The sequence below is a fragment of the Kribbella sp. NPDC056951 genome (assembly GCF_042674205.1).
Lineage (GTDB): Bacteria > Actinomycetota > Actinomycetes > Propionibacteriales > Kribbellaceae > Kribbella > Kribbella yunnanensis.
Window position 1 is genome coordinate 243527 of the sequence record NZ_JBHUQZ010000004.1, and the last position, 21175, is coordinate 264701.

At 68.0% G+C, this 21175-nt stretch carries 17 protein-coding genes; 12 read left to right on the forward strand and 5 right to left on the reverse strand.

All coding sequences use genetic code 11. The annotated features are described in order from the left end of the window. Positions 1-8: 8 nt before the first annotated feature. Both ACFTSF_RS19235 and ACFTSF_RS19240 read left to right on the forward strand, forming a co-directional pair. Complete coding sequence (locus tag ACFTSF_RS19235; RefSeq protein ID WP_380155019.1) at positions 9-2981, forward strand: BTAD domain-containing putative transcriptional regulator; 2973 nt, start codon at positions 9-11, stop codon at positions 2979-2981. 63 nt (positions 2982-3044) lie between these two features. Beyond that, positions 3045-6020, forward strand: coding sequence for a BTAD domain-containing putative transcriptional regulator (locus ACFTSF_RS19240; protein ID WP_380155020.1), 2976 nt, complete (start codon positions 3045-3047; stop codon positions 6018-6020). Here ACFTSF_RS19240 and ACFTSF_RS19245 read toward each other — a convergent pair. From ACFTSF_RS19245 to ACFTSF_RS19260, 4 genes are all read right to left on the reverse strand, one after another. After that, complete coding sequence (locus tag ACFTSF_RS19245) at positions 6010-6576, reverse strand: DUF3105 domain-containing protein (protein WP_380155021.1); 567 nt, start codon at positions 6574-6576, stop codon at positions 6010-6012. The two genes, ACFTSF_RS19240 and ACFTSF_RS19245, sit on opposite strands and share 11 nt — an antisense overlap. Next, positions 6573-7733, reverse strand: coding sequence for a hypothetical protein (locus tag ACFTSF_RS19250; protein ID WP_380155022.1), 1161 nt, complete (start codon positions 7731-7733; stop codon positions 6573-6575). The genes ACFTSF_RS19245 and ACFTSF_RS19250 overlap by 4 nt, the downstream gene beginning before the upstream one ends. Beyond that, positions 7730-8821, reverse strand: coding sequence for a HesA/MoeB/ThiF family protein (locus ACFTSF_RS19255; RefSeq protein ID WP_380155023.1), 1092 nt, complete (start codon positions 8819-8821; stop codon positions 7730-7732). Before ACFTSF_RS19255 ends, ACFTSF_RS19250 begins: the two co-directional genes overlap by 4 nt. Positions 8822-9147: 326 nt before the next feature. Next, positions 9148-10227, reverse strand: coding sequence for an aldo/keto reductase (locus ACFTSF_RS19260; protein WP_380155024.1), 1080 nt, complete (start codon positions 10225-10227; stop codon positions 9148-9150). Between the two features lie 111 nt (positions 10228-10338). On the opposite strand from ACFTSF_RS19260, the gene ACFTSF_RS19265 reads away from it, so the two are divergent. From ACFTSF_RS19265 to ACFTSF_RS19310, 10 genes are all read left to right on the forward strand, one after another. Then, positions 10339-11223, forward strand: coding sequence for an AraC family transcriptional regulator N-terminal domain-containing protein (locus ACFTSF_RS19265; protein ID WP_380155025.1), 885 nt, complete (start codon positions 10339-10341; stop codon positions 11221-11223). A 120-nt stretch (positions 11224-11343) separates the two neighbouring features. Continuing rightward, entirely contained in the window at positions 11344-12465 is a 1122-nt protein-coding gene (locus ACFTSF_RS19270; RefSeq protein ID WP_380155026.1) for an inositol-3-phosphate synthase, read from the forward strand. Between the two features lie 469 nt (positions 12466-12934). Next, positions 12935-13909, forward strand: coding sequence for an SCO3242 family prenyltransferase (locus ACFTSF_RS19275; RefSeq protein WP_380155027.1), 975 nt, complete (start codon positions 12935-12937; stop codon positions 13907-13909). Further along, positions 13906-14730 carry a sugar phosphate isomerase/epimerase family protein gene (locus tag ACFTSF_RS19280; protein WP_380155028.1) on the forward strand — a complete coding sequence of 275 codons (825 nt, stop codon included), beginning with the start codon at positions 13906-13908 and terminating at the stop codon, positions 14728-14730. Before ACFTSF_RS19275 ends, ACFTSF_RS19280 begins: the two co-directional genes overlap by 4 nt. Then, complete coding sequence (locus ACFTSF_RS19285; protein WP_380155029.1) at positions 14727-15278, forward strand: EboA domain-containing protein; 552 nt, start codon at positions 14727-14729, stop codon at positions 15276-15278. Before ACFTSF_RS19280 ends, ACFTSF_RS19285 begins: the two co-directional genes overlap by 4 nt. An 8-nt stretch (positions 15279-15286) precedes the next feature. Next, positions 15287-16138: a TatD family hydrolase gene (locus tag ACFTSF_RS19290; RefSeq protein ID WP_380155030.1), complete on the forward strand. Its 852-nt coding sequence runs from the start codon at positions 15287-15289 to the stop codon at positions 16136-16138. Continuing rightward, positions 16135-17280 (forward strand): metabolite traffic protein EboE, encoded by a 1146-nt coding sequence (gene eboE, locus ACFTSF_RS19295; protein WP_380155031.1) that lies wholly within the window; start codon positions 16135-16137, stop codon positions 17278-17280. Before ACFTSF_RS19290 ends, eboE begins: the two co-directional genes overlap by 4 nt. Continuing rightward, entirely contained in the window at positions 17277-18644 is a 1368-nt protein-coding gene (locus ACFTSF_RS19300; protein ID WP_380155032.1) for an alkaline phosphatase family protein, read from the forward strand. Before eboE ends, ACFTSF_RS19300 begins: the two co-directional genes overlap by 4 nt. A 140-nt stretch (positions 18645-18784) precedes the next feature. Next, the gene (locus ACFTSF_RS19305; RefSeq protein ID WP_380155033.1) at positions 18785-19102 is read left to right on the forward strand and encodes a hypothetical protein; all 318 of its coding nucleotides are present in this window, start codon (positions 18785-18787) and stop codon (positions 19100-19102) included. Positions 19103-19114: 12 nt separating this feature from the next. Further along, entirely contained in the window at positions 19115-19954 is an 840-nt protein-coding gene (locus ACFTSF_RS19310; protein WP_380155034.1) for a hypothetical protein, read from the forward strand. A gap of 46 nt (positions 19955-20000) precedes the next feature. On the opposite strand, the gene ACFTSF_RS19315 is transcribed toward ACFTSF_RS19310, so the two are convergent. Next, a complete protein-coding gene (locus ACFTSF_RS19315) occupies positions 20001-21065 on the reverse strand; it encodes a hypothetical protein (RefSeq protein WP_380155035.1) in 1065 nt (354 codons plus the stop codon). Between the last annotated feature and the right edge of the window lie 110 nt (positions 21066-21175).

A 21175-nucleotide genomic window follows, 5' to 3' on the forward strand; every position in this document is an offset into this window, starting at 1 on the left:
CTGTTCCAGTGACCGAGCAGCTACGCATCGAGATCCTCGGCCCACTACGAGTCCTCCACCACGACAAGCCGATCGCCGTCGGCGCCCACCGCCTCCAGGCTCTCCTTGCCGTCCTGGCCCTGCGCGCCAACCAGGTCTGTACCCCGGAAGAACTCCTCGACCTGGTCTGGCACGACAACCCACCCGGCACCGGCCTCAAGGTCCTCCCGCCCTACATCTACCGGCTGCGCCGCGCGCTCCCCAGCGACATCCTGCATCGCACACCCGACGGCTACGTTCTTCAGCTGTCACCCGGCTCGCTCGACATCGATGACTTCGAAGGCGGCGCGGCCCAGGCGAGCCAACTGCGCGACGACAATGACCTCGACGCAGCGGCCGCGGCGTACGCAGAAGCCCTCGCCTACTTCCGCGGCGAGCCGCTCGCCGGCCTCCCCGGCGACTATCTGGCCGCCCAACGCCTACGTCTCACCGAGCGCCGCGACACGGTCTTCGCCGAACGCGTCGAGGTCGACCTCGACCGTGGCCAAGCCGCCAACCTCGTCGCCGAACTGGTCCCGGCGGCGGCCGCCAGACCTTTCGACGAACGCCTCACCGGCCAGCTCATGCGTGCCCTCACCGCCGATGGCCGCCAGGCGGAAGCCCTCGAGCTCTACACCCAGACACGGCGAACCCTGCTCGACCAGCTGGGCGTCGAACCCGGCCCGGCGCTGCGTGAGATCCACCGAACAATCCTGCGCAACGAGTCCGCCACCGGGCCCCGCGACGAACTTCCCGCCACTGCCGCCACCTTCGTCGGCCGCAAGACCGAGGTGGCCAGGCTCGCTGCCGCGCTCGACGGCAGCGACTCCACCGCGCCACCTGTCGTCGCCATCGACGGCATGGCCGGTATCGGCAAGACCGCGCTCGCCGTTCATCTCGCCCGGTCGCTCAGCACGCGGTACCCCGACGGCATCCTCTTCGTCGACCTGCACGGCCATACCCCAGGTCATCCGCCCCGCGATGCGAAGGCGGCACTGGATCATCTGCTCGCCGGAGTCGGCATCGCCGCCGCGCGCGTCCCGCGGGCCTTGGACGACGCCCAAACCCTCTGGCGATCCAGCGTCGCCGGCCGGCAACTGCTCGTCGTACTGGACAACGCGCCGGACAGCGCGACCGTGCTTCCGCTCCTGCCCGGATCGCCGAGCTGCGGCGTCCTGATCACCAGCCGCAGCCAGCTCACCGGCCTGGACGGCCGCGACCGCCTGCACCTCGACCTACTCGCCGCCGACGATGCATCCGCACTGCTGGCCCACCTCGTCGGCGCCGCGCGAGCCACCAATGATGTTGCTGCCAGCAACGATCTGATCGAGCGCTGCGGCCATCTCCCGCTCGCCATCCAGATCGCCGGCGCCCGCCTCCGCCGCCGCCCAGGCTGGAGCGTCGCTCAGATCAATCAGCGGCTCGACCGGGTCGAGAGCCGCCTCACCGAGCTCACCGCCGACGGCTTCGGCATCGCCGCGGCCTTCGAACTCTCCTACCAGCAACTCTCCGCGGACCAGCAACGCCTGTTCCGCTTGCTGAGCCTGCTCCCCGGCCAGGACATCGACGAGTACGGCGCCGCTGCCCTGACCGGCCTCGATCCGCACGAGGCATCGGACCTGGCCGAGTCACTGGTCGACGCGAACCTCTTGCTTCAGGCCACCCCGGGTCGCTATCAGTTCCACGACCTGATCCGCCAGTACGCGACCGACCTGGCCGGCGCGACCGAGACACCCGAGGCGCTGGCCGCGGCGGGCGACCGGCTCCTCGGCTACTACCTGCAGGTCAGCGTGCATCCGATGTCCCTCAAGGTCGGTATGCCGTACTTCGATCCAGGTCGTCCCCCGACGTACGCCGAACCTGACCTGGACACCCCCGAGAAGTCGATCGGCTGGTCCGATGCGGAGTCCGGCAATCTCGCCGCCGCGGTGGAACGAGCCGCCGGCCTCGGACACGACGAGCTGACCTGGCAGCTGGCGCTCACCTCGGTCGCCTACCTGTACCGCCAAGGCAAGATCCAGCAGAAGGATCGCGTTCTCGAACTCGCGGCTGCAGCCGCACGCAGGCTCGGCGACCGGGAGGCCGAAACGCGGGTCATCATGGCCGACGGACGGATGATCCGCGGCGACCGAGGCGCCCGGGCCGCGGCCGAACGCATTCAGCAGGCACTGGATCGCTGGCGACCCGGCGACGACCTGCGACTGCTTGCCTTCATCCACCTCAGCCTGGGCGAGGCCCAGCAGACGCTCGACCCGTACGGCGCGGCGCTACCGGCTCTGCACGAAGCGATCCGGCTGGCGCGCGACCTCGCCGACGACCACCTGCTCGGCAATGCGCTGACCACTGCCGGCATCCTGCACAACAACGTCTTGGAGTACGAGGCCGCACGGCCGCTGCTGGAAGAGGCCGTCCCGGTGTCCCGCCGCGGCGGGACCGTGCGACAGACGGTCAGTGCGCTGATGGCCTTGTCTGCCTCGTATGTGGGACTCGACAGGGCGGCGGACGCGGTCGAAACGGCCACCAGGGCCCACGATCTCGCCGTCGAGCGCAACTCCCCCGGCGGGCTGGCCTTCGTGCTGGGCGCACTCGGCCGCGCCCACCAGCTCGCCGGCGACCTGGATCGCGCCCTCGCCGCCCTCCGGCAAGCCGTAGCCGAGGCACGCAAGGAGCAGCAGAAGTTCGGGCTCTGGACGACGACGCTGAACCTCGGCGACGCACTGCTTGTCGCCGGCGACGTCGACGAGGCCGCCGACTGTTACCACTCCATCCTGAAGCTGGCGCTCGTGGACCAGGACCACCTGTACATGCTGGACGCCTGGAGAGGTCTTTCCGACCACGCCGTGGCGATCGGAGATCCCGAAGCCGCTGCCGAGTACCTCTCCCAGGCAATCGCTGTGGCCGAGGAGTTCGCTCCGCCGCACGCCGACGTCTTCCGCGAGAAGCTCGAAGCGCTCACTGGGTGAGACGTCTTGCCTGTTGATGCAGTTGCTTTGCCCGGTGGACTGACGGGAGGGCAGACTGCTGGGGTGACCGGGCAGCTACGCGTCGAGATCCTCGGACCGTTGCGAGTGCTCTGGAACGAGCAGCCTGTCGCCGTCGGGGCGCCGCGCCTGCAAGCGCTGCTCGCGGTCCTCGCGCTTCGCGCCAACCAGGTGTGTCTCCCCGAGGAACTGCTGGACCTGGTCTGGCACGACAGCCCACCGGGCACGGGTCTGAAGGTCCTGCCTCCCTACGTCTACCGTCTCCGCCGCGCCCTTCCGGTCGACCTGCTCGACCGCACCTCGGACGGTTACATCCTTCGCCTGCCACCTGACTCGCTCGACATCGAAGACTTCGAAACCGCCGCCACCCGAGCCACCCGCCTCCGCGACACCGGGGATCTCGATGCCGCCGCCGCCGAATACAACCGCGCCCTCGCTCTCTTCCGCGGTGAGCCACTCAGCGGCCTCCCCGGCCCGTACGTCGCCGCGCAACGCCGCCGCTTGATCGAACGGCGGCACCGGGTCTTCGGCGACCGTATCGACGTCGACCTGGATCGCGGCCGAGCCGCCGATGTGATCGCCGAGCTCGTCCCCGCCGTCGCCGCCAGACCTTTCGACGAACGCCTGGCCGGGCAACTCATGCGCGCCCTGAGCGCCGACGGCCGCCAGGCCGACGCGCTCGACGTCTACACCCGAACCCGCGAAGTCCTGCTCGACCAACTCGGCGTCGAGCCTGGCCCCGCCTTGCGTGCGACCCACCAGAGTGTCCTCCGCAACGAATCCGTTGCCCGCGGGCGTGACGAACTCCCGTACGCCGGCGCCACGTTCGTCGGCCGCGCCGCCGAGATCGACCGACTGACCCGTGCGTTCGTCGGCCAGGGCTCGACGGTTCCTCCGGTCGTCGCCGTCGACGGTATGGCCGGTGTCGGCAAAACCGCCCTCGCCGTTCACACCGCCCGTCGGCTGGCCGCCCGGTATCCCGACGGAGTCTTGTTCGTCGACTTGCACGGCCACAGCTCAGAGCACCCGCCCCGCAACCCGAAGGCCGCGCTCGACCACTTGCTCGTCGGTGCCGGGGTCGGCAATCTGGCCATCCCGGCGGGCCTCGAAGAAGCACGATCGCTGTGGCGTACGACGGTGGCCGGCCGGCGACTGCTGATCATCCTCGACAACGCTTCGAGCAGCAGCGCCGTCGTACCGCTGCTTCCGGGTTCACCGACCTGCGGAGTCCTGATCACCAGCCGGCAGCAGCTCACCGGTCTGGACGTTCGGGAACGACTGCACCTGGACCTGCTCACGCTCGACGATGCGGCCGACCTGCTGGCGAACCTGGTCGGCTCGGAGCGCGTCAGCCACGATGTTGCGGCGAGCAACGGCCTCATCGAGCGTTGCGGCAGTCTTCCGCTGGCGCTACGGATCGCCGGCGCCCGGATGCGGCATCGTCCGTCCTGGACCGTTGCCCACCTCAACGATCGCCTGGACCGGGTCGGCCGCAGGTTGTCCGAACTCGCCGCCGACGGAATGGGCGTCGGCGCCGCATTCGAGCTCTCGTACAGCCAGCTCAGCCCCGAACAGCAGCTGTCCTTCCGCCTGCTCGGCCGGGTGCCCGGCCGCGACTTCGACCAGTACGGCGCTGCTGCGCTCCTCGATCGCACGCCCGACGAAGCCTCCGATCTCGCCGAGTCGCTCGTCGACGCCAACCTCCTGCTGCAGCCGACGCCCGGTCGCTACGAGTTCCACGACCTGATCCGCGAGTACGCCGGCCACCTCGCCCGCACCACGGACCTGCCGGCGACGCTGGCCGCGGCCGCCGATCGGTTACTGGACTACTACCAGCAGGCCTGCTTCCACCCCTTCTCGTGGCAGGAGGGTATGCACTACTTCGAGCCCGGGACGCGATCGTCCCGCGCGCTGCCGGCGTTCGACAGCTGGGAGCAGGCGAAAGCCTGGGCCGATGGCGAGGCCGACAACCTCGCCGCCGCCGTCGAATACTCCGCGGCAGCCGACGATCACCGCCGTACCTGGCAGCTCGGCCTCGCGGCGGTCAACTATCTGGAACGCCGCGGAAAGATCCAGCACCAGGAGCGAGTGCTCGAGCTGGCCCTCTCGGCCGCGGCTGCCCTGTCCGACCGCGAGGCCGAGGCACGGGTCCTGCATGCACACGGCCGCCTGATCCGTGCACAGCGGGGTGGACGCCCGTCCGCCGAGCTGCTGCGGTCTGCGTTGGATCGGCTGCCGCCCGACGGCGACCTGCTGGTGCGCGCTCACATCCTGACCGGTCTTGGCAGCGCCCTGCGAACGCTCGACCCGTACGGCGAGGCTTTGCCGGTCCTCGAGGAGGCAACACGCCTGGCCCGTCAGCTGAAGGAGGACCGGCTGTTGGCTGCCGGCCTCTCCTCCATCGGCATGCTGCACGGCAACGCGTACAACTACGAACCGGCGGTGATTGCCTTCGAGGAGGCTGTCGTCGCCTTCCGCCGCATCCCCGCCGGTGGCCTCTTCGCCGACACGCTCGCTGCTCTGAGTGTGATGTATCTGGCCCTGGACCGGGTCGACGAGGCCATCGCGACCGCAACGGCGGCGTACGAGCTCGCGGTCGAGCTGGACAACAAGTTCAGCCTGCCCTGGGCCTTGGGTGCGCTCGGCGCGGCCTACCGCGACAGCGGCCGGGACGTGGAGCGCGCCGGCGAGCTGCATCGGCAGGCTCTGGTCGCCGCGGACGCGATCGGCTCCATCCTCACCGGCTGGACCATGCAGATGCACCTCGGCAACAGTTTGCTGGCGGCCGGCGACCTGGCCGGCGCGCTGTCCTGGTTCGAGACTGTTCTGGAAAGCGCGACAACTGCGAAGGACTACGTGTACATACTCGCCGGGCACGAAGGCGTTGCCGACTACGCCATCGCGGCCGGTGATCCGCGCACGGCCATCGATCACCTCGAGCGGGCAGTTGCCATTGCCGACGAGCACATCCCGCCGCGCAGCTCCGGGCTTCGCGAGAAGCTGGCCACGCTTACGGGGTGAGGCAGTCGGTGGCTCCGTTGCGCCATTGGTGGTCGTAGCGGCCGGCTGACTTGGTGATGAAGGACTCGATGCGGTCGTTGTCTGGGGCATCTAACTTCTGCAGGCGTTGCCAGGCGGTGAGGGCGATCGGGGTGGGGAGGCCGGGGTAGGGGGCAACGATGACGTCTCGGGGGTGGCGGCGGCCGATGCGTTCCAGGCGGTCGATGTCGGCGGGGGTGGTGTCGGGGGCGTACTGGAGGAGGACGTGGCCGTGTTCGAGGATGTGGACCTGGAGCTCGGGTGGGATGGGGGCTCGGTAGATGCCCGGGATGACGACTCTGGGCGAGTGCGGGCCTGAGGTGGGTGGGGTGGTTTGGTAGGGGTCGTGCGGGGCGTTGTGGTAGGCGAGGTGGCGGTTACCTTCGAAGGGTTGCGGGGTACCGGGGATCTCGTTGCAGGGTAGGGCTTTGCGGTCGTTGAACTGGCCTAGGAGGACGCCGAAGGCGAAGCTGGACATGGTGAGGACGCTGAGGGCGGTGACGAGGATGCCGACGATGAGGCCGAAGCGTTTCTTCATGCGGTGGCCGCCCTTCGCCGGTTGCGGATCGCTACGCCGAGGGGCAGGAAGACGTTCAGCGAGGTGAAGGCGAGCAGGATCAGGCCTTCGCACCAGTAGAGGCTGAAGGTTGGTGCTTGCAGCAGTACGCCGAACGCCCAGCCGAAGGTGACTTTCGCGCTGGGCACGATGAAGTGGATGGCGAACCAGACCATCCAGATCAGCCCGGTGATGTACAGCAGGCGATACCAGCGGGCGACCCGGAGATCGCGGTCGTGGGCGGTGCTCAGGACATTCTGCTCGGCAGGGGTGAGACGGCGTACCAGGCGTTTCAGGGACAGGCGCGTGACCTGGTGCAGGTTGCCGCAGCCGGTGGCGGTGGCCATCACGAGGTACATGTCGGTGCGGAGGTAGGCGAGGGTCTGGAAGGCGAGTTTGGCGACCTGGCTGAGGACGACCATGGCGAGGATGCGGATCAGCAGCGGGGACAGGTCGATCCAGCCGCGCGACCATGCATAACGAGGGGCGACGGCGAGGAACAGTACGACGCTGTCGATCGCCATGCCGGCGAGGAACGGACCGTAACGCTTGGCCGGTGGGAGCGCCCACAGGCCGGACAGGTCGGTTTCGAGGACCGGGAAGATGCCGCGCCGCTCCAGCCGGAGCCGGGACGGTACGCCGACGGCCGCGCCGGCGAAGGCGTGCCACGTCTCGTGCAGGAAGGTCAGGGCGATCACGACCACGTTGGTGACCAGCAGACTCAGGACGATGTCCGGGAAGACGAACGTGTCCTCGTACGTCGGCCGCAGCGACGGCTCGATCACGAACAACGCCAGCGTCACGACCAGGCAAGCGCCGTACACGACCCAGGCGGTCGGCCCGAAGAACGGCCGGACCAACCGGGCCGGGATCCGCGAGATCGACCAGTGCTGGGGTTCTTCGGTGGACCGCGTAACCCCAGCATCCCGCAGCACATCCAGGAAGTCCGCGGCGTCGATGACCTGGCCGGTCTCGCGTTCGAGCTGGGCGGCCGCCTCCTCGACGGACCGGCCGGCCACGAAGAGCTCGACCAGGCGGGCGCCGATCTCCGGTACGACGACGAAGTTGCCGCTGGCCGGATCGCCGACGACGTACTCGTCCTCGCCTTCTTTCCGTACGACGACATGCGCGAGGCTCATGTCCACCCGCAGGTCGGACAGGTCATGCCGGGGGTCGGGCGGACGGTGTAGTGATAGGTCAGGTCGGTCAGGCTGAGGTGGAACATCAGGCCGCGTGTCGTCGTCGGGATGCCGCCGAGGTGGTAGACGGCGTCGAGTGCGGCGAGGTGGCCGGTGAGGTTGGCGGTCGGTGCGATCACCGCGTGCCCATTGAACGGGAACAGGTCCTCGGGTTCCCTACCGTACTGATGAACCAGCCGGTCCCGGACACTCGGCAGACAATCCGGGCAGCAGGTCTCCCCCGGGACGAACAGGCCGACGACGGCCATCGGACCGGCGTACTGGGCGAGCATCCACGGGGTCTTCGTGCGGAGGGCGGCCGCGTTCGTCCACTCGCGGATCGTGTGCATCGGCTGATCGGCGCACAGGATGAGCAGGTCGCCCTGGTCCATCAGGTACGCGACGGCGTCGGCCGAATCGACCTTGAGCTCCTCACCGGTGACGACCGCATGTTTGTTGATCTTGCTCAAACGCTCGACTGCGACCGGGATCTTCGGCTTCCCGAGATCGTCCTCGGTGTACAGCAGTTGGCGGGTCAGGTTGCCGGCCTCGATCACGTCGAAGTCGGCACAATGCACCGCGCCGACACCGGCCGCGACAAGTGACGCCGCAACCGCCGAACCGGTACCACCAAGACCCAGTACGACGACTTTGCTCGCCTTCAGCCGGGCCTGTACGTCGTACCGGGAAGGGCGCGGGGTGAGGTCGACCCAGGCGTAGTAGGTGAGCGCGCGGTCGTAGCGGTCGACCTCTTCCGGGCTCAGGTTGTCCGGTGGTGGTGCGGCCGCGTCCTCGACGTACCCGGCGTCGATGATCGCCTGCATCGCCTCGGCGGCCTCGGTCGCGGTCAGGTCGTTGCCCTCGGCACACAATGCGTCGACGATCTCAGTGCGTGTTCGGCTTCCGTCCATCAGGCCCAGCAGCCGCCAGACCATACCGTCCTCGTCGTCGATCTCGGCGCCGATCCCCTGCTGCCGGCCGCCGATCGACACCAGCGTCGGCGTCAGTCGCGTCGGTTTGTGGATCCCTTTCACCCGCGGTCTCTCCATCGAGCCCCTCCCCAGAAGCCGCGAACCGGGGCGTGGTCGCGCCACGCCCCGGTCCTGATGCTGGTGACTAGCCGCAGACGTCGTTGCGGCAGCCCGGGTCGGTCACGATGACCGCGGTGGTCTCCAGCTTCTCGAGCCGGCGCACCATGATCTTGCGCGGTTCCGGCTTGGTCTCGATCTTCTCCATGACGGTTTCCCCTCTTCGTCGGGCGGCAACTACTGAAACGGCGGGCCCACCGCGAGCCTCAGTAGAACACCGAATTCCAGCCGGCGGCATGGGGGAAATCCCCATGATTTCGGGCCCTTTTCAAACCCTCGAATGAGAATCAGTACCGTTGGGCCGCGGCCAATGACGGATAAAGGGAATGCGCGACACCGTCGACAGTCGCACCGGCGAATTGCAGCATCGGTGCCAGTTCAGCATTGTTCTCCGCCGGGAAGTTCAGTTGCGGCGTTGAGACCTCGTCGAGCTGGGCGCGGAGCTCGGCGGGCAGGTCCACGCTCAGCGACCGCAGATTCGCGCGAAGCTGTTCGGGATGCCGCGCGCCGAGGATCGTCGAGGTCACCCCGGGCGTCCCGCGCACCCAGGCGAGCGCCACCTCGGCCGGCGTCTTCCCCAACTCCTCCGCCGTTGCGTGCAGCGCGTCCAGCACCGGGTACGCCGACGCGGGCGGACGGCGGTCCCGGCTCCGAACCGTGTCCTCGGGCTCGGCCGCGCCGGTCCGGAACTTGCCGGACAGCCAACCGCCCTTGAGCGGCGACCACGGGAACACACCGGCTCCCAGCGACCGCGCCATCGGCAGCAACTCACCCTCGGGCGTCCGCTCGAGCAGCGAATACTCGGCCTGGATCGCAATCACCGGCGCCCAGCCGTGCACGCGGGCCAGCACGATCGCCTCGGTCGTGGCCCACGCCGGTACGTCGGAAAACCCGACGTACCGGATCTTGCCGGCGGTCACCAGGTCGTCGAGCGCGCGCAGGGTCTCCTCGCGTGGGGTGGCCGGGTCGAAGTTGTGCAGCCAGTAGAGGTCGAGGTAGTCGGTGCGGAGTCGGCGCAGCGAGTCCTCGACCTGGTGCAGGATCGCCTTCCGTCCGGCACCGCCGCCGTTCGGGTCGCCGGGGTGCAGGTTGACGAAGAACTTCGAGCCGAGGACGAGGCGGTCGCGGCGGCTCGGGTCCTTGCTTAGCCAGTCGCCGATGATGACCTCGGAGTGGCCGTTGGTGTAGATGTTCGCGGTGTCGATCGAGTTGCCGCCGGCGTCGACGTACTCGTCGAGCATCCGTTCCGAGTCCGCGACCGAGGCACCCCAGCCGTGGTCCTCGCCGAACGTCATGGTGCCCAGAGTCGCCGGGCTGATCCGCAGTCCCGAGCCGGGAACGGTGCGATAGGAATCGAGTGTGGTCATGTCTTCGAGTCTTCGCCCGGTGCCGCGAGTTCCGTAGCCGGATCCGCCCGGCTTCTTGCCTGATCGGCTCTGCCGCGGTCAGGATCGAGCAAGGCGAGGTTTACTGATCTCATGGACGCTCTGACTTCGCTGCGGGATCTGGTGCTGGCAATGACCGGTGCTCCCAACCGGCGGATCGAGGTCGACGGGATGACGCTGGTGCAGAACTCGCGAACGACCGAATCGATGGGGTCGACCACCAACCCGACGGTCGCGTTCGTTCTGCAGGGCGCCAAGCAGTCGACTGTCGGCGAGCAGATTTACGAGTACCACGCTGGTGAATTCCTGATCGTGACGGTCGATCTGCCGATGATCGGGCGGATCACCGAGGCGTCCGACGAGACGCCGTTCGTCGGGTTCGGGATGCCGCTGCGGGCCGCGCTGATCGCCGAGCTGCTGCTCGAGGGGCCGGCCGAATACCGCAGGGTGCCGACTCGCGGCGTACCGGGTCTGGCGGTTTCGACAGCTGATGACCACTTGCTCGATGCGATCACGCGGCTACTGAGACTGCATCGTCGCCCGGCGGACTATCAGGTGCTCGCGCCGGGCATCATCCGGGAGATTCACTGGTGGCTGTTGACCGGTTCACAACAGTCGCTGGTCCGGCAGCTCGGCGACACCGAGTCCGGTACGACGCTCGTCGCGGCCGCCGTGCGTTGGATCCAGCAGAACGTCGACCAGCCGCTCCGGATCGACGAACTGGCAGCCGGGGTCGGAGCCGGCGTCTCCACGCTCAACCGGCATTTCCGGGCGGTCACCCAGCTGAGCCCGCTGCAGTACCAGAAGGCGCTGCGGCTCCAGCGCGCCCGGCTCGCGCTGCTCTCGACGCGCACCGAGATCGCCCGGATCGGGCACGAGGTCGGGTACCAGTCGCTGTCCCAGTTCAGCCGCGAGTACCGGCGGATGTTCGGCGTACCGCCGTCGGCCGACCGCGCCGGTGCGGCCGCGACGCTTTAATTCGGCGGTTGACCCAACAAAGTCAGGACAACGCCTTCCCAGGAAGCATTCCCGGACCTTAGAGTCTCGCTGCCACGGATAGTCCGCCGTCCATCACCATTCGTGGCGTGAGGAGCTTCCATGCGTCCACGCGTTGGTGTCTGGTTGTTCGGAGCCCGGGGGTCGGTCGCGACGACGACCGTGGCCGGCGCGGCTGCGCTCGCCCACGGCGCGCCTCCGGCTGGGGTGGTGACGGCCGGGCCTGCCTTCAGCGGTGCCGGGCTGGTGCCGATCGAGAGCCTGGTCTTCGGTGGTCACGACGTCACCGACACCCCGCTCGCCAAACAAGTCGAGCGCCTCGTCGCCGGTGGGGTGCTCCCGCCCGGGCTCGACGGGCTGATCGCGGCGGAACTGGCCGCGGCCGAGAGGAACCTGGTGGTCCTCCCGTCCGCCGCCAACCAAGCTGAGCAGATCTCGCTGATGGCGTCGGATATCCGGGCGTTTCGTTCGCGCCACGACCTCGACCAGGTCGTCGCGATCAACGTGGCGTCGACGGAGCCGCCGTACGACGTCTTGTACGACGACCTGGCGGCGTTGCGGTCGGCGCTTCAGGACGGGAACCCGCTGCCGGGGAGTTGTGTGGCGGCGCTGGCCGCGTTCGATGCGGGGGCGTCGTTCGTCGACTTCACGCCGTCGACGTCGATCCGGCCGCAGGTGATCCGGGACTGGGCTGTTGAGCGTGGACTGCCGTTCGGTGGGCAGGACGCGAAGACCGGCGAGACGCTGGTGAAGAGTGTGCTCGCGCCGATGTTCACCGCTCGTGCTCTGCCGGTCCACGCGTGGTCCGGAACCAACCTGCTCGGCGGTGGTGACGGAGCCACGCTGGCCGATCCGCTTGCCGCCGAGTCGAAGAACGTGTCGAAGGAACGCGGTCTCGCCGACATGCTCGGGCCGGACGTTGTCGGCCAGGTGCACATCGACTACGTGGACCCGTTGGGCGACTGGAAGACCGCCTGGGACCACATCCTGTTCTCTGGTTTCCTCGGTGTCCGCATGACCTTGCAGTTCACCTGGCAAGGCTGCGACTCCGCTCTGGCCGCTCCCCTAGTCCTGGACCTGGCCCGGCTGTCGGCTCTGGCTCTGGAGCGCGGTCACGTCGGCCCGATGCCCTTCCTAGGCTTCTACTTCAAGGACCCGGTCGACTCAACGGAACACTCCCTCACCACCCAGTACGACGCCCTCGTGCGCTGGGTCCAGTCATGACCCGCCCAGTGGCGCCACCGTGCAACAACGCGAATGTGACAAGCCTGCTGCCGGATATCGATTCCCGGCGACACACTCCATCCACTCGATGGCAGGGAACTCACACTCGCACGGTGGGTTCAGTCGCGGGGGCACGGTGGCTTCGGTCGCCCATCACCCAGCGCGACGCACCACGCCGAGCCGGCGTAGTTCCGGCGCCGCGAGTGGCGCCACTCTGCGCCCACCCGACTGTGAGGACCGTGCCGCCAGATATCGATTTCCAGCAGCACACTCCTTTCACTCGACCGCACACAACCCCCACTCGCACACTGGCTTCACTCGCGGGAGCACGGTGGCTTCGGTCGCGGGTGCACGGTGGCTTCACTCGCGGGGGCACGGAGGGTTCAGCGGCGGGTGGGGCGGTACCGGGTTGCGGACGGCGCGGGGTTCATGTGGTGGGCGGGGCGCTCGGCGTACGGCGGGGGTGCGCATGTTGAGGGCGTTGGTGGAGTTGGTGCGGGCGCCGGCCGGGTTGACTGTGCCTGGGGATGTGTTGGCGGGGGCTGCGGCGGCTGGTGATCTGCGGGTTGGGCGGGCTGTTGGGTTGTCGGCTTCGTCGATCTGCATCTACTGGGCCGGGATGGCGCTGAACGACTGGGCCGACCGAGAACTCGATGCCGTCGAGCGCCCTGAGCGGCCGATCCCGTCGGGGCGGGTGCCTGCGCAGACCGCTTTCAACCTCGCGGCCGGGCTCACCGCGGGCGGACTCGCACTGTCCGCCCTCAGCGGCGGCAAGTCCACCCTCGCCACCTCAACTGCGTTGGCCGCCACCGCGTGGGCGTACGACGTGTACGCGAAAAACACGCTGGCCGGTCCCGCGGTGATGGCCTCGGCCCGAGCCCTCGACGTACTGGTAGGTGCCGGTCCCAAGCGCCGTCGCGCCCTGGCCCCCGCCCTCGCCGTAGGCACCCACATCCTCGCCGTCACCACCCTCTCCCGAGGCGAAGTCCACGGCGGTACGCCGACGCCCGCCCGAGCCAGCCTCGCCACGACTGCCGCCCTCGCCCTCGCCGTCTCCACCCCACAACGGGGTACGGAGGGGAGGGGCACCCGCCCCCTCACCGCGCTCGGGCGGGTTATCGCGGCTGCCCTCGTCTCTCCACCACCTCACGCCACCCCCGGGCGGGGTGCGATCGTCTCGTCACCACGCCAGTCCGGTGTCGGGTGGGGTGTTGCGGCTGCGCTGGCGGGGTGGTTTGCGCGGGGGGTGGTGCCGGCTCAGTTGGCGGCGGCTCGGGAGCCGGATGCGGCTCATGTGCGCCGGGCGGTGGGGGCTGGGATTCATGGGTTGGTGCCGTTGCAGGCGGCTTGGGTGGCTCGGGCGGGGGCGCCTTGGGTGGGGGCTGGGTTGGCGTTGGCGTTCCCGGTGGTGAAGGCGTTGGCGAAGAAGGTGTCGTCGACATGAGGCTTGGTTATGGGACGAACGGGTTTGCCAACCATCGGTTGCCGGATGCGTTGGGGGTGATTGCAGACCTTGGGTACGACGGGGTTGCGTTGACGCTGGATCACAACCACCTCGACCCGTTCGAACCGTGGTTGCGGGAGCGGACTGCTGAGGTTGGGCGGTTGCTGGAGCGGCATCGGCTGAGTGTGGTGATCGAGACCGGGGCTCGGTACGTGCTGGATCCGTTCCGCAAGCACGCACCGACGCTCCTGCACACCGACGGCGCCGAACGGCGGATCGACCTTCTGCAGCGAGCGATTCAGATCTCCGCCGACCTCGGGGCCGAGGCGGTCTCGTTCTGGTCCGGCATTCTGCCGTCCGACGTCGAGCCCACCATCGGCTGGCAGCGACTCGTCGCGGGGTGCGAACAGCTCGCCGGGTACGCCGCCGACCGCGGCGTGCGGCTCGGGTTCGAACCGGAGCCCGGCATGCTGGTCGACGACCTGGCCGGTTTCCTCAAACTCCAGGCCGAGGTGGGCAACGACGCTCTCGGACTGACGCTCGACATCGGACACCTCGTCTGCAACGAGCCGCAGACACCGCCCGACTGCATCCGCACCGGAGCGCCGTACCTGGTGAATGTGCAGATCGACGACATGGTCCGGGGCATCCACGAGCACCTCGAGTTCGGGACCGGCGAGGTCGACTTCCCACCGGTGTTCGACGCGCTGCGCGAGGTCGGGTACACCGGTCTCGTCGCCGTCGAACTCCCCCGGCACTCGCACGCCGCGCCGACGATCGCCCGCGACTCGATCAACTTCTTACGGGAGGCCCAACGATGAAGGCCGCCGACCTCCCCGTCGATATCTCCGAGCTCCGCGACAAGCCGCTGGCCGAGGTGTTCCCGGCCGTCGGCCGGATCGTCGGTCGCGAACTGCTCGGCAACGGCTGGACCACCGACGAGGCCGCTCGCGCCGCCCTCCTCTGCACCGCGAGCGCCGAGGAGATCACCGAGATCTATCGGTACGGCGACGCGGCCGAGAAACGCGCTGTCCTCAAGGCACTCGCCCTGGACGAGGTCGCCGCCACCATGAGCGCACAGGGTGTCGACCTCATCGATGACGCTCTCCGCACCAACGACCCAAGGCTCATCGCCGCCGCCCTCGGATCGCCGTACACCACCGAGAAGTTGCCGATGGCAAGTTTCCGGCACGCGGTGCTGAAATGCGTGTTCGCCGGAATCCCGCTGGCCGAGGTCGACGGCCTGCCGGACCGGGTGGACGCCGAACTGCTCCGGATGATGAGCGACTTCGCCGCCGAGAGGAGGGCCGCCGGGCGCGCCGTACCCGCCGATCTCACGCCGTACCTCACCGACCGTACCGAAGGGTGACTCGACCGATGCGCATCTTCGACCCGCATATCCACATGACGTCCCGGACCACCGACGACTACGCGGCGATGGCCGCGCACGGCGTCCAGGCGGTGGTCGAGCCGGCCTTCTGGCTCGGTCAGCCGCGGACCAGCGCCGCGTCGTTCGTCGACTACTTCGACGGGCTGATCGGCTGGGAACCGTTCCGCGCCTCGCAGTACGGGATCAAGCACCACTGCACGATCGCGCTGAACCCGAAAGAGGCGAACGATCCGCGCTGCCGCGAAATCCTCGAGGTGCTGCCGCGGTACCTGGCCAAGGACGGTGTGGTCGCGGTCGGCGAGGTCGGGTACGACTCGATGACACCGGCCGAGGACGAGGTGTTCGCCCACCAACTCGAGCTCGCCGTCCGGTTCGGCCTGCCCGCGCTCGTGCACACCCCGCACCGCGACAAGGCGGCCGGTACGACGCGGACGCTCGACGTGGTCCGCGAGTCGGGGATCGAGGCGTCGTACGTCGTCGTCGACCACCTGAACGAGGTCACGGTCGAAGAGGTCGCGAACTCGGGGTGCTGGATGGGCTTCTCGATCTACCCGGACACCAAGATGGACCCGGACCGGATGGTCGCGATCCTGCAGCGGTTCGGCACCGCGCGGATGCTGGTGAACTCGGCCGCCGACTGGGGTCGCTCCGATCCGTTGCGCACGTACGCGACCGGTCAGGCGATGCTCGCCGCTGGTTTCACCGAGGACGACGTCGACCAGGTGCTCTGGCGGAACCCGATCGCCTTCTACGGCCAGTCCGGCCGACTCGACCTGAGCTCGGCGGAACCAGCCGAGACGTATGCGGGCAACTCGATCCTGCGGGGAGCCCGCGCATGAGATTCCGGCATCCCGACGGCTCACTCGTCCACCTCGCGTACTGCACGAACGTCCACCCGGCCGAGGATCTCGCCGGCGTGATCGCCCAGCTCGACGGCTGTTCGGCGCTGGTGCGGAAGGAGCTCGACGTACCGGTTCTCGGGGTTGGGCTCTGGCTCGCGCATGAGCTCGCCGAGCAGCTTGCGAACTCTTCCGACGCGCTGCATCGGCTGCGGCATGCGTTGCTGCGCAACGGTCTGGAGGTCGTGACGCTGAACGGCTTCCCGTACGCCGGGTTCCACGACGAGGTCGTCGGGAAGAAGGTGTATCTGCCGGACTGGACGCAGCCCGAACGACTCCACTACACGCGCAACCTGGTCGACGTACTGGCGCAGTTGCTGCCCGAGGATGCGGCGTACGGCTCGATCTCGACGCTGCCGCTGGCGTGGCGGTCGCCGTGGTCGGTCGAGCAGGACACGCTGGCGCGGGCGGCGGTGAGTCGGCTCGAGATGCACCTGGCGCACACCGAGGAGTCGACCGGGCGGCGGATCCGGGTCGCGTTCGAACCTGAGCCCGGATGCGTGATCGAGCTGGTGCCGCAGGGTGCCGAGTGGCTCAGCCCGTACGGCGCGGGCGGGCGGATCGGGTTGTGTCTCGACACGTGTCATCTCGCGGTGCAGTTCGAGGAACCGGAGTCGGCGTTCGCATCGCTGGATCGGGCTGGCGTGCCGGTGGTGAAGAGTCAGGTGTCGGCGGCTCTGCATGTGGCGGATCCGGGTGATGCGGAGGCGCGGCGGTTGCTGGCGGAGTTCGCCGAACCGAAGTTCCTGCATCAGACGCGGGAGCGGGGTGGTGGTGGGATCGACAACCTGGATGCGCTTGATCAGCTGGAAGGTTCTGATGCTTGGCGGGTGCATTTCCACGTGCCGGTGCATGCGGCGCCGCGACCGCCTTTGAGCAGCACGACCGACGTGCTGGAGGAGTCGCTCGCTCAGTTGGTGGGTGGGGCGCATCCGCGGACGCTGCACCTGGAGTCGGAGACATACACCTGGTCGGTGCTGCCGTCATCGCCGCGCGATACGGCCGAGCTTGCCGAGGGGATCGCCGGTGAGCTGGATTGGTTGCGTTCGCGCATCACCGGACTTGGTTTGGAGGCCTTGTGACGCGGCAGGTGGTTGTCATCAACGTGGTCGGACTGACTCCGCGGTTGCTGCGGAAGATGCCGCGGCTGCGGTCGTTGCCGTTGACAAGGAATCTGGAGACGGTACTGCCGGCGGTGACGTGTTCGGCGCAGGCGACGTTCCTGACGGGCTCATTGCCGTCCTCGCATGGAATTGTCGGGAACGGTTGGTACTTCCGGGATCTCGGCGAGGTGTTCCTGTGGCGGCAGCACAACCGGCTCATCCAGGGCGAGAAGGTTTGGGACATCGCCCGCCGGAGCAATCCGTCGTACAAGGTCGCGAACGTCTGCTGGTGGTACGCGATGGGTGCGGAGACCGACCTGCTGGTGACACCGCGGCCGATCTACTACGCCGACGGGCGGAAGGCGCCGGACTGCTACACCCGGCCGGTACCTTTGCACGATCGATTGGTGGACAAGCTGGGCGACTTCCCGTTGTTCAACTACTGGGGACCGACCGCGAGCATCAAATCCAGTCAGTGGATCGTTGATGCGGCCCGAGACATCCTCGCGTCGGATTCGCCGGATCTGTTGCTGACTTATGTGCCACATCTGGATTACGACCTGCAGCGGTACGGCGCTTCGTCGGTCGAGGCAACGCGGGCCGCGATCGAACTGGACGCCGTACTGGCGCCGTTGCTCGATGATGCGGTTGCGCGTGATGCGACGGTCGTCGTGGTTTCGGAGTACGGGATCACCGATGTCAGTCGGCCGGTCGACGTGAACCGCCTGCTTCGTCGCGAAGGGTTGCTGGAGGTGCACACGCAGGACGGGATGGAGTACCTCGACCCGTGGGCGTCACGTGCCTTCGCGGTTGCCGATCACCAGATCGCCCACGTGTACGTGCGCGACCCGGCCGACGTCGACCACGTCGCGAAACTGCTCACCGGGCTGCCTGGGGTGGCCGACGTACTGGATGCCGAAGGCAAGAAACGCCACGGCCTGGACCACGAACGGTCCGGCGAACTGGTCGCCGTCGCCGAACCCGACTCCTGGTTCACCTACTACTACTGGCTCGACGACGCCAACGCCCCCGACTTCGCGAGAGCGGTAGAAATCCACCGCAAACCCGGCTACGACCCCGCCGAACTCTTCTTCGACCCCACCGACCCCCTGGTCAAACCCCGAGCCGCCTCCTACCTCCTCCGCAAGAAACTCGGCTTCCGCTACACCATGCAGGTAGTCCCCCTGGACCCCTCCATAGTCCGAGGCTCCCACGGCCGCCTCCCCGCGAACCCCGAAGACGGCCCCGTCTTCCTCAGCACCGACCCCGATTTGGTCGGCGAAGGCCCAATCCCAGCCACCGCCGTCCGAGACCTCCTCCTCAAAGCCGCCGGCCTGGGCTGACCCCGGACCGCCCCCACTCACTAACCCCCTCCAACCGTGCTTTCCGACCACCACCTGAGCGTGGCGACCCAACCACCACCGAGGTTGGTGAGTGTTGGCGGTCCGCCCAGACTGTCCGTGACGCCCGGCATGCTTGCCCGGTGACCAACACCAGCAAGCTCGTCCGCGACCGCATCCCCGAGCTCATCCGCGCCCACGGCGAAACCCCCACCTACTACACCGCCGACCCCGCCGAGTACCGCAACCGCCTCCGCACCAAACTCACCGAAGAAGTCACCGAGTTCCTCGCCGCCACCGACGAAGACGCCCCCGAAGAACTCGCCGACATCCTCGAAGTCGTCTACGCCCTCGCCGCCGACCTCAACCTCACCCAGCCCGATCTCGATAACCTCCGCCACCAAAAGGCTGCCGACCGAGGCACCTTCGCCAACCGCATCGTGTGGACCGGCACCAAGTGACACACTGGCTCGATGCGCGGGCGCGAGTTACGTCGTGAGGAGCAGCGGGTCGCCGCCGGGTTGATCTACCAGGCGGTGATCGAGATCCGGGCCGAAGCCGCCGCAGGCCTACGCTCCGAGGAACCGGACGCGGAGCGCATCCACCTGCTGGCCGACGTCGTTCACAATCTGCCAAGTCTCCTCGGCGGTGGCCGAATTGGTGCGCGCAGTGGACCTCCTGGCTGGCCGGGCCCCGGCACCTTCGACTTCTACTACCTGTGGACCACCGCCTCGACAGCCCAGAAAGCCTGGCTGATCGAGCAGTTCGAGGACCTCGGCTACGACTATGCCTACCTCGACACTTACGGCGAGTGGCCTGTCCGCACCGAACCGTCAACCTCACTCTCGCTCCGACGCGGTGGCTGGCGCCGACCGTACGGCATCTCTTCAGTGCGGATTGTCTCCACAGCGACGCTCGCCAGACTCATGACCGAGGCGTTCGACCGCGGCTTGACCTCGAAGTCGTACAAGTCGAGCATCGCCCATCTCAAGGCGGACGCCACCCATGTCCTGTTGCCTCGCCATCCGGACGAGAACTTCTTCAGCGCACGACGCGATGGCGTTTGGGAGTACCGAGTGCTCCAGCGAATGTCAGACGATGCCCTGATCGACTGCCACCTGATCGCGCTCCGCAGCAGCATCGCGGCCCTCCCTGTGGACATCTCCAGGATCGAACAACTGCGGCTGGCCGCACTCCCCGAGAGCCATGCCCGGGACACCTACCTGTGGTTCCGCGATCACAAAGTCGTCCAGCCCGATTGTCCGGAATGCCCACCGGAGTCGCACGCCTCGATCTCGCTGGAAGACCTCTGACGAGCAGCCCGGGGCCCACACATGCGCGGTGTGGGCCCCGGTGTTCTCAGAGGATGGAGTTGGCGCTGACGGTGAAGCCGGTGTTGATGGGGGCGCCGGCGTTGGTGAAGCAGTTGACGTCTCGGACTATGAGGTCTGGGCCTGAGGTGCTGTTGGTCCAGAAGGTGTTGAGGCCGCAGAAGTTGGAGTTGGAGCCGTAGGCGGTGACTTGGACCGTGTTTTGGGTGAAGGCGATGCGCGGGAAGGTGACCAGGGAGAGGCCAGTGCCCGCGGGGAGGATGGTGTTGGCGCCTAGGCCGAGGACCGAGTTGAGGTTGGTGGACGGCGGGCCGGCGGGTGGTTGGTTGAGGAAGTAGCCGTAGTACTTGGGTGGGATGGCGGCGCCGTACAGGGAGACCTTGTACTGGTAGGTGAGGGTGAACCTCGTGTTCAGCAAAGCGCCGGCGGCGTTGAAGCAGAGGACGTTGACGTCTTGACCGCTGCCGGTCGAGACCCAGTTGCGGATCTTGCAGCGGGCGCCTTGCTGCGGGTTGACCGCGGTCGCCTGCAGGCTGCCGTCGAGGGTTCCGCCGGCCACCAGGCCCGGGAACCTGACCTGGTACTGGCCGACGCCGAGGTTGGTCGACGTGTTGCCGGCACCGACCGAGTTGTACTGGCTGATGATCCCGCCACCCGGAGCCGAGTCGACGTACCCGTATGGGCCGGGTGCGGGACCGCCGGAGGCGCGGACGAAGAAGACGCTGAAGCTCGAGACATCGAGTGCGCCACCGGCCCGGTAGCAGCGGATGTTGATGATCTCGTCGGGGCCGGACTGGCCCCAGTTCTCGGCCTGGCACCAGTGCGGCGAGTTGTTGATCGCTGTCACGTGGACGACGCCTTGCGGTGCGCCCTGGCCGACCAGCTTGACCTGGTAGCGGCCGGGTGAGATCGGGACGACGGAACTACCGGCCGGCCAGGTGCCGCTCGGCACCACGGCGCCGGCGGTCTGGTTCCAGAGTGCCCAGCCCTTCCGGTCCGGGACCGCGGCCTCCGCGGGTGAAACAACGGTGAGAAATCCCGCCAGCATCAACAGACTTGCTGCGAAGCGGGCGGGCAAAGACAGTCGTGGCATCGGATTCCCCCCTCAGGAAATTAGTGACCGATTACTGGCGGAATGCAAGCACGCACACTGCGCATTGAGCAATAGCCCAATGTCATGAATTGTTGACGTAGAGCGTTTGT

What these genes read in the sequence shown, in the direction of transcription:
- ACFTSF_RS19245 (WP_380155021.1), bottom strand. Translation starts at nt 6,576, where the DNA reads ATGAAGAAACGCTTCGGCCTCATCGTCGGCATCCTCGTCACCGCCCTC.
- ACFTSF_RS19250 (WP_380155022.1), bottom strand. Translation starts at nt 7,733, where the DNA reads ATGAGCCTCGCGCATGTCGTCGTACGGAAAGAAGGCGAGGACGAGTAC.
- ACFTSF_RS19255 (WP_380155023.1), bottom strand. Translation starts at nt 8,821, where the DNA reads ATGGAGAGACCGCGGGTGAAAGGGATCCACAAACCGACGCGACTGACG.
- ACFTSF_RS19260 (WP_380155024.1), bottom strand. Translation starts at nt 10,227, where the DNA reads ATGACCACACTCGATTCCTATCGCACCGTTCCCGGCTCGGGACTGCGG.
- ACFTSF_RS19265 (WP_380155025.1), top strand. Translation starts at nt 10,339, where the DNA reads ATGGACGCTCTGACTTCGCTGCGGGATCTGGTGCTGGCAATGACCGGT.
- ACFTSF_RS19270 (WP_380155026.1), top strand. Translation starts at nt 11,344, where the DNA reads ATGCGTCCACGCGTTGGTGTCTGGTTGTTCGGAGCCCGGGGGTCGGTC.
- ACFTSF_RS19275 (WP_380155027.1), top strand. Translation starts at nt 12,935, where the DNA reads ATGTTGAGGGCGTTGGTGGAGTTGGTGCGGGCGCCGGCCGGGTTGACT.
- ACFTSF_RS19280 (WP_380155028.1), top strand. Translation starts at nt 13,906, where the DNA reads ATGAGGCTTGGTTATGGGACGAACGGGTTTGCCAACCATCGGTTGCCG.
- ACFTSF_RS19285 (WP_380155029.1), top strand. Translation starts at nt 14,727, where the DNA reads ATGAAGGCCGCCGACCTCCCCGTCGATATCTCCGAGCTCCGCGACAAG.
- ACFTSF_RS19290 (WP_380155030.1), top strand. Translation starts at nt 15,287, where the DNA reads ATGCGCATCTTCGACCCGCATATCCACATGACGTCCCGGACCACCGAC.
- eboE (WP_380155031.1), top strand. Translation starts at nt 16,135, where the DNA reads ATGAGATTCCGGCATCCCGACGGCTCACTCGTCCACCTCGCGTACTGC.
- ACFTSF_RS19310 (WP_380155034.1), top strand. Translation starts at nt 19,115, where the DNA reads ATGCGCGGGCGCGAGTTACGTCGTGAGGAGCAGCGGGTCGCCGCCGGG.
- ACFTSF_RS19315 (WP_380155035.1), bottom strand. Translation starts at nt 21,065, where the DNA reads ATGCCACGACTGTCTTTGCCCGCCCGCTTCGCAGCAAGTCTGTTGATG.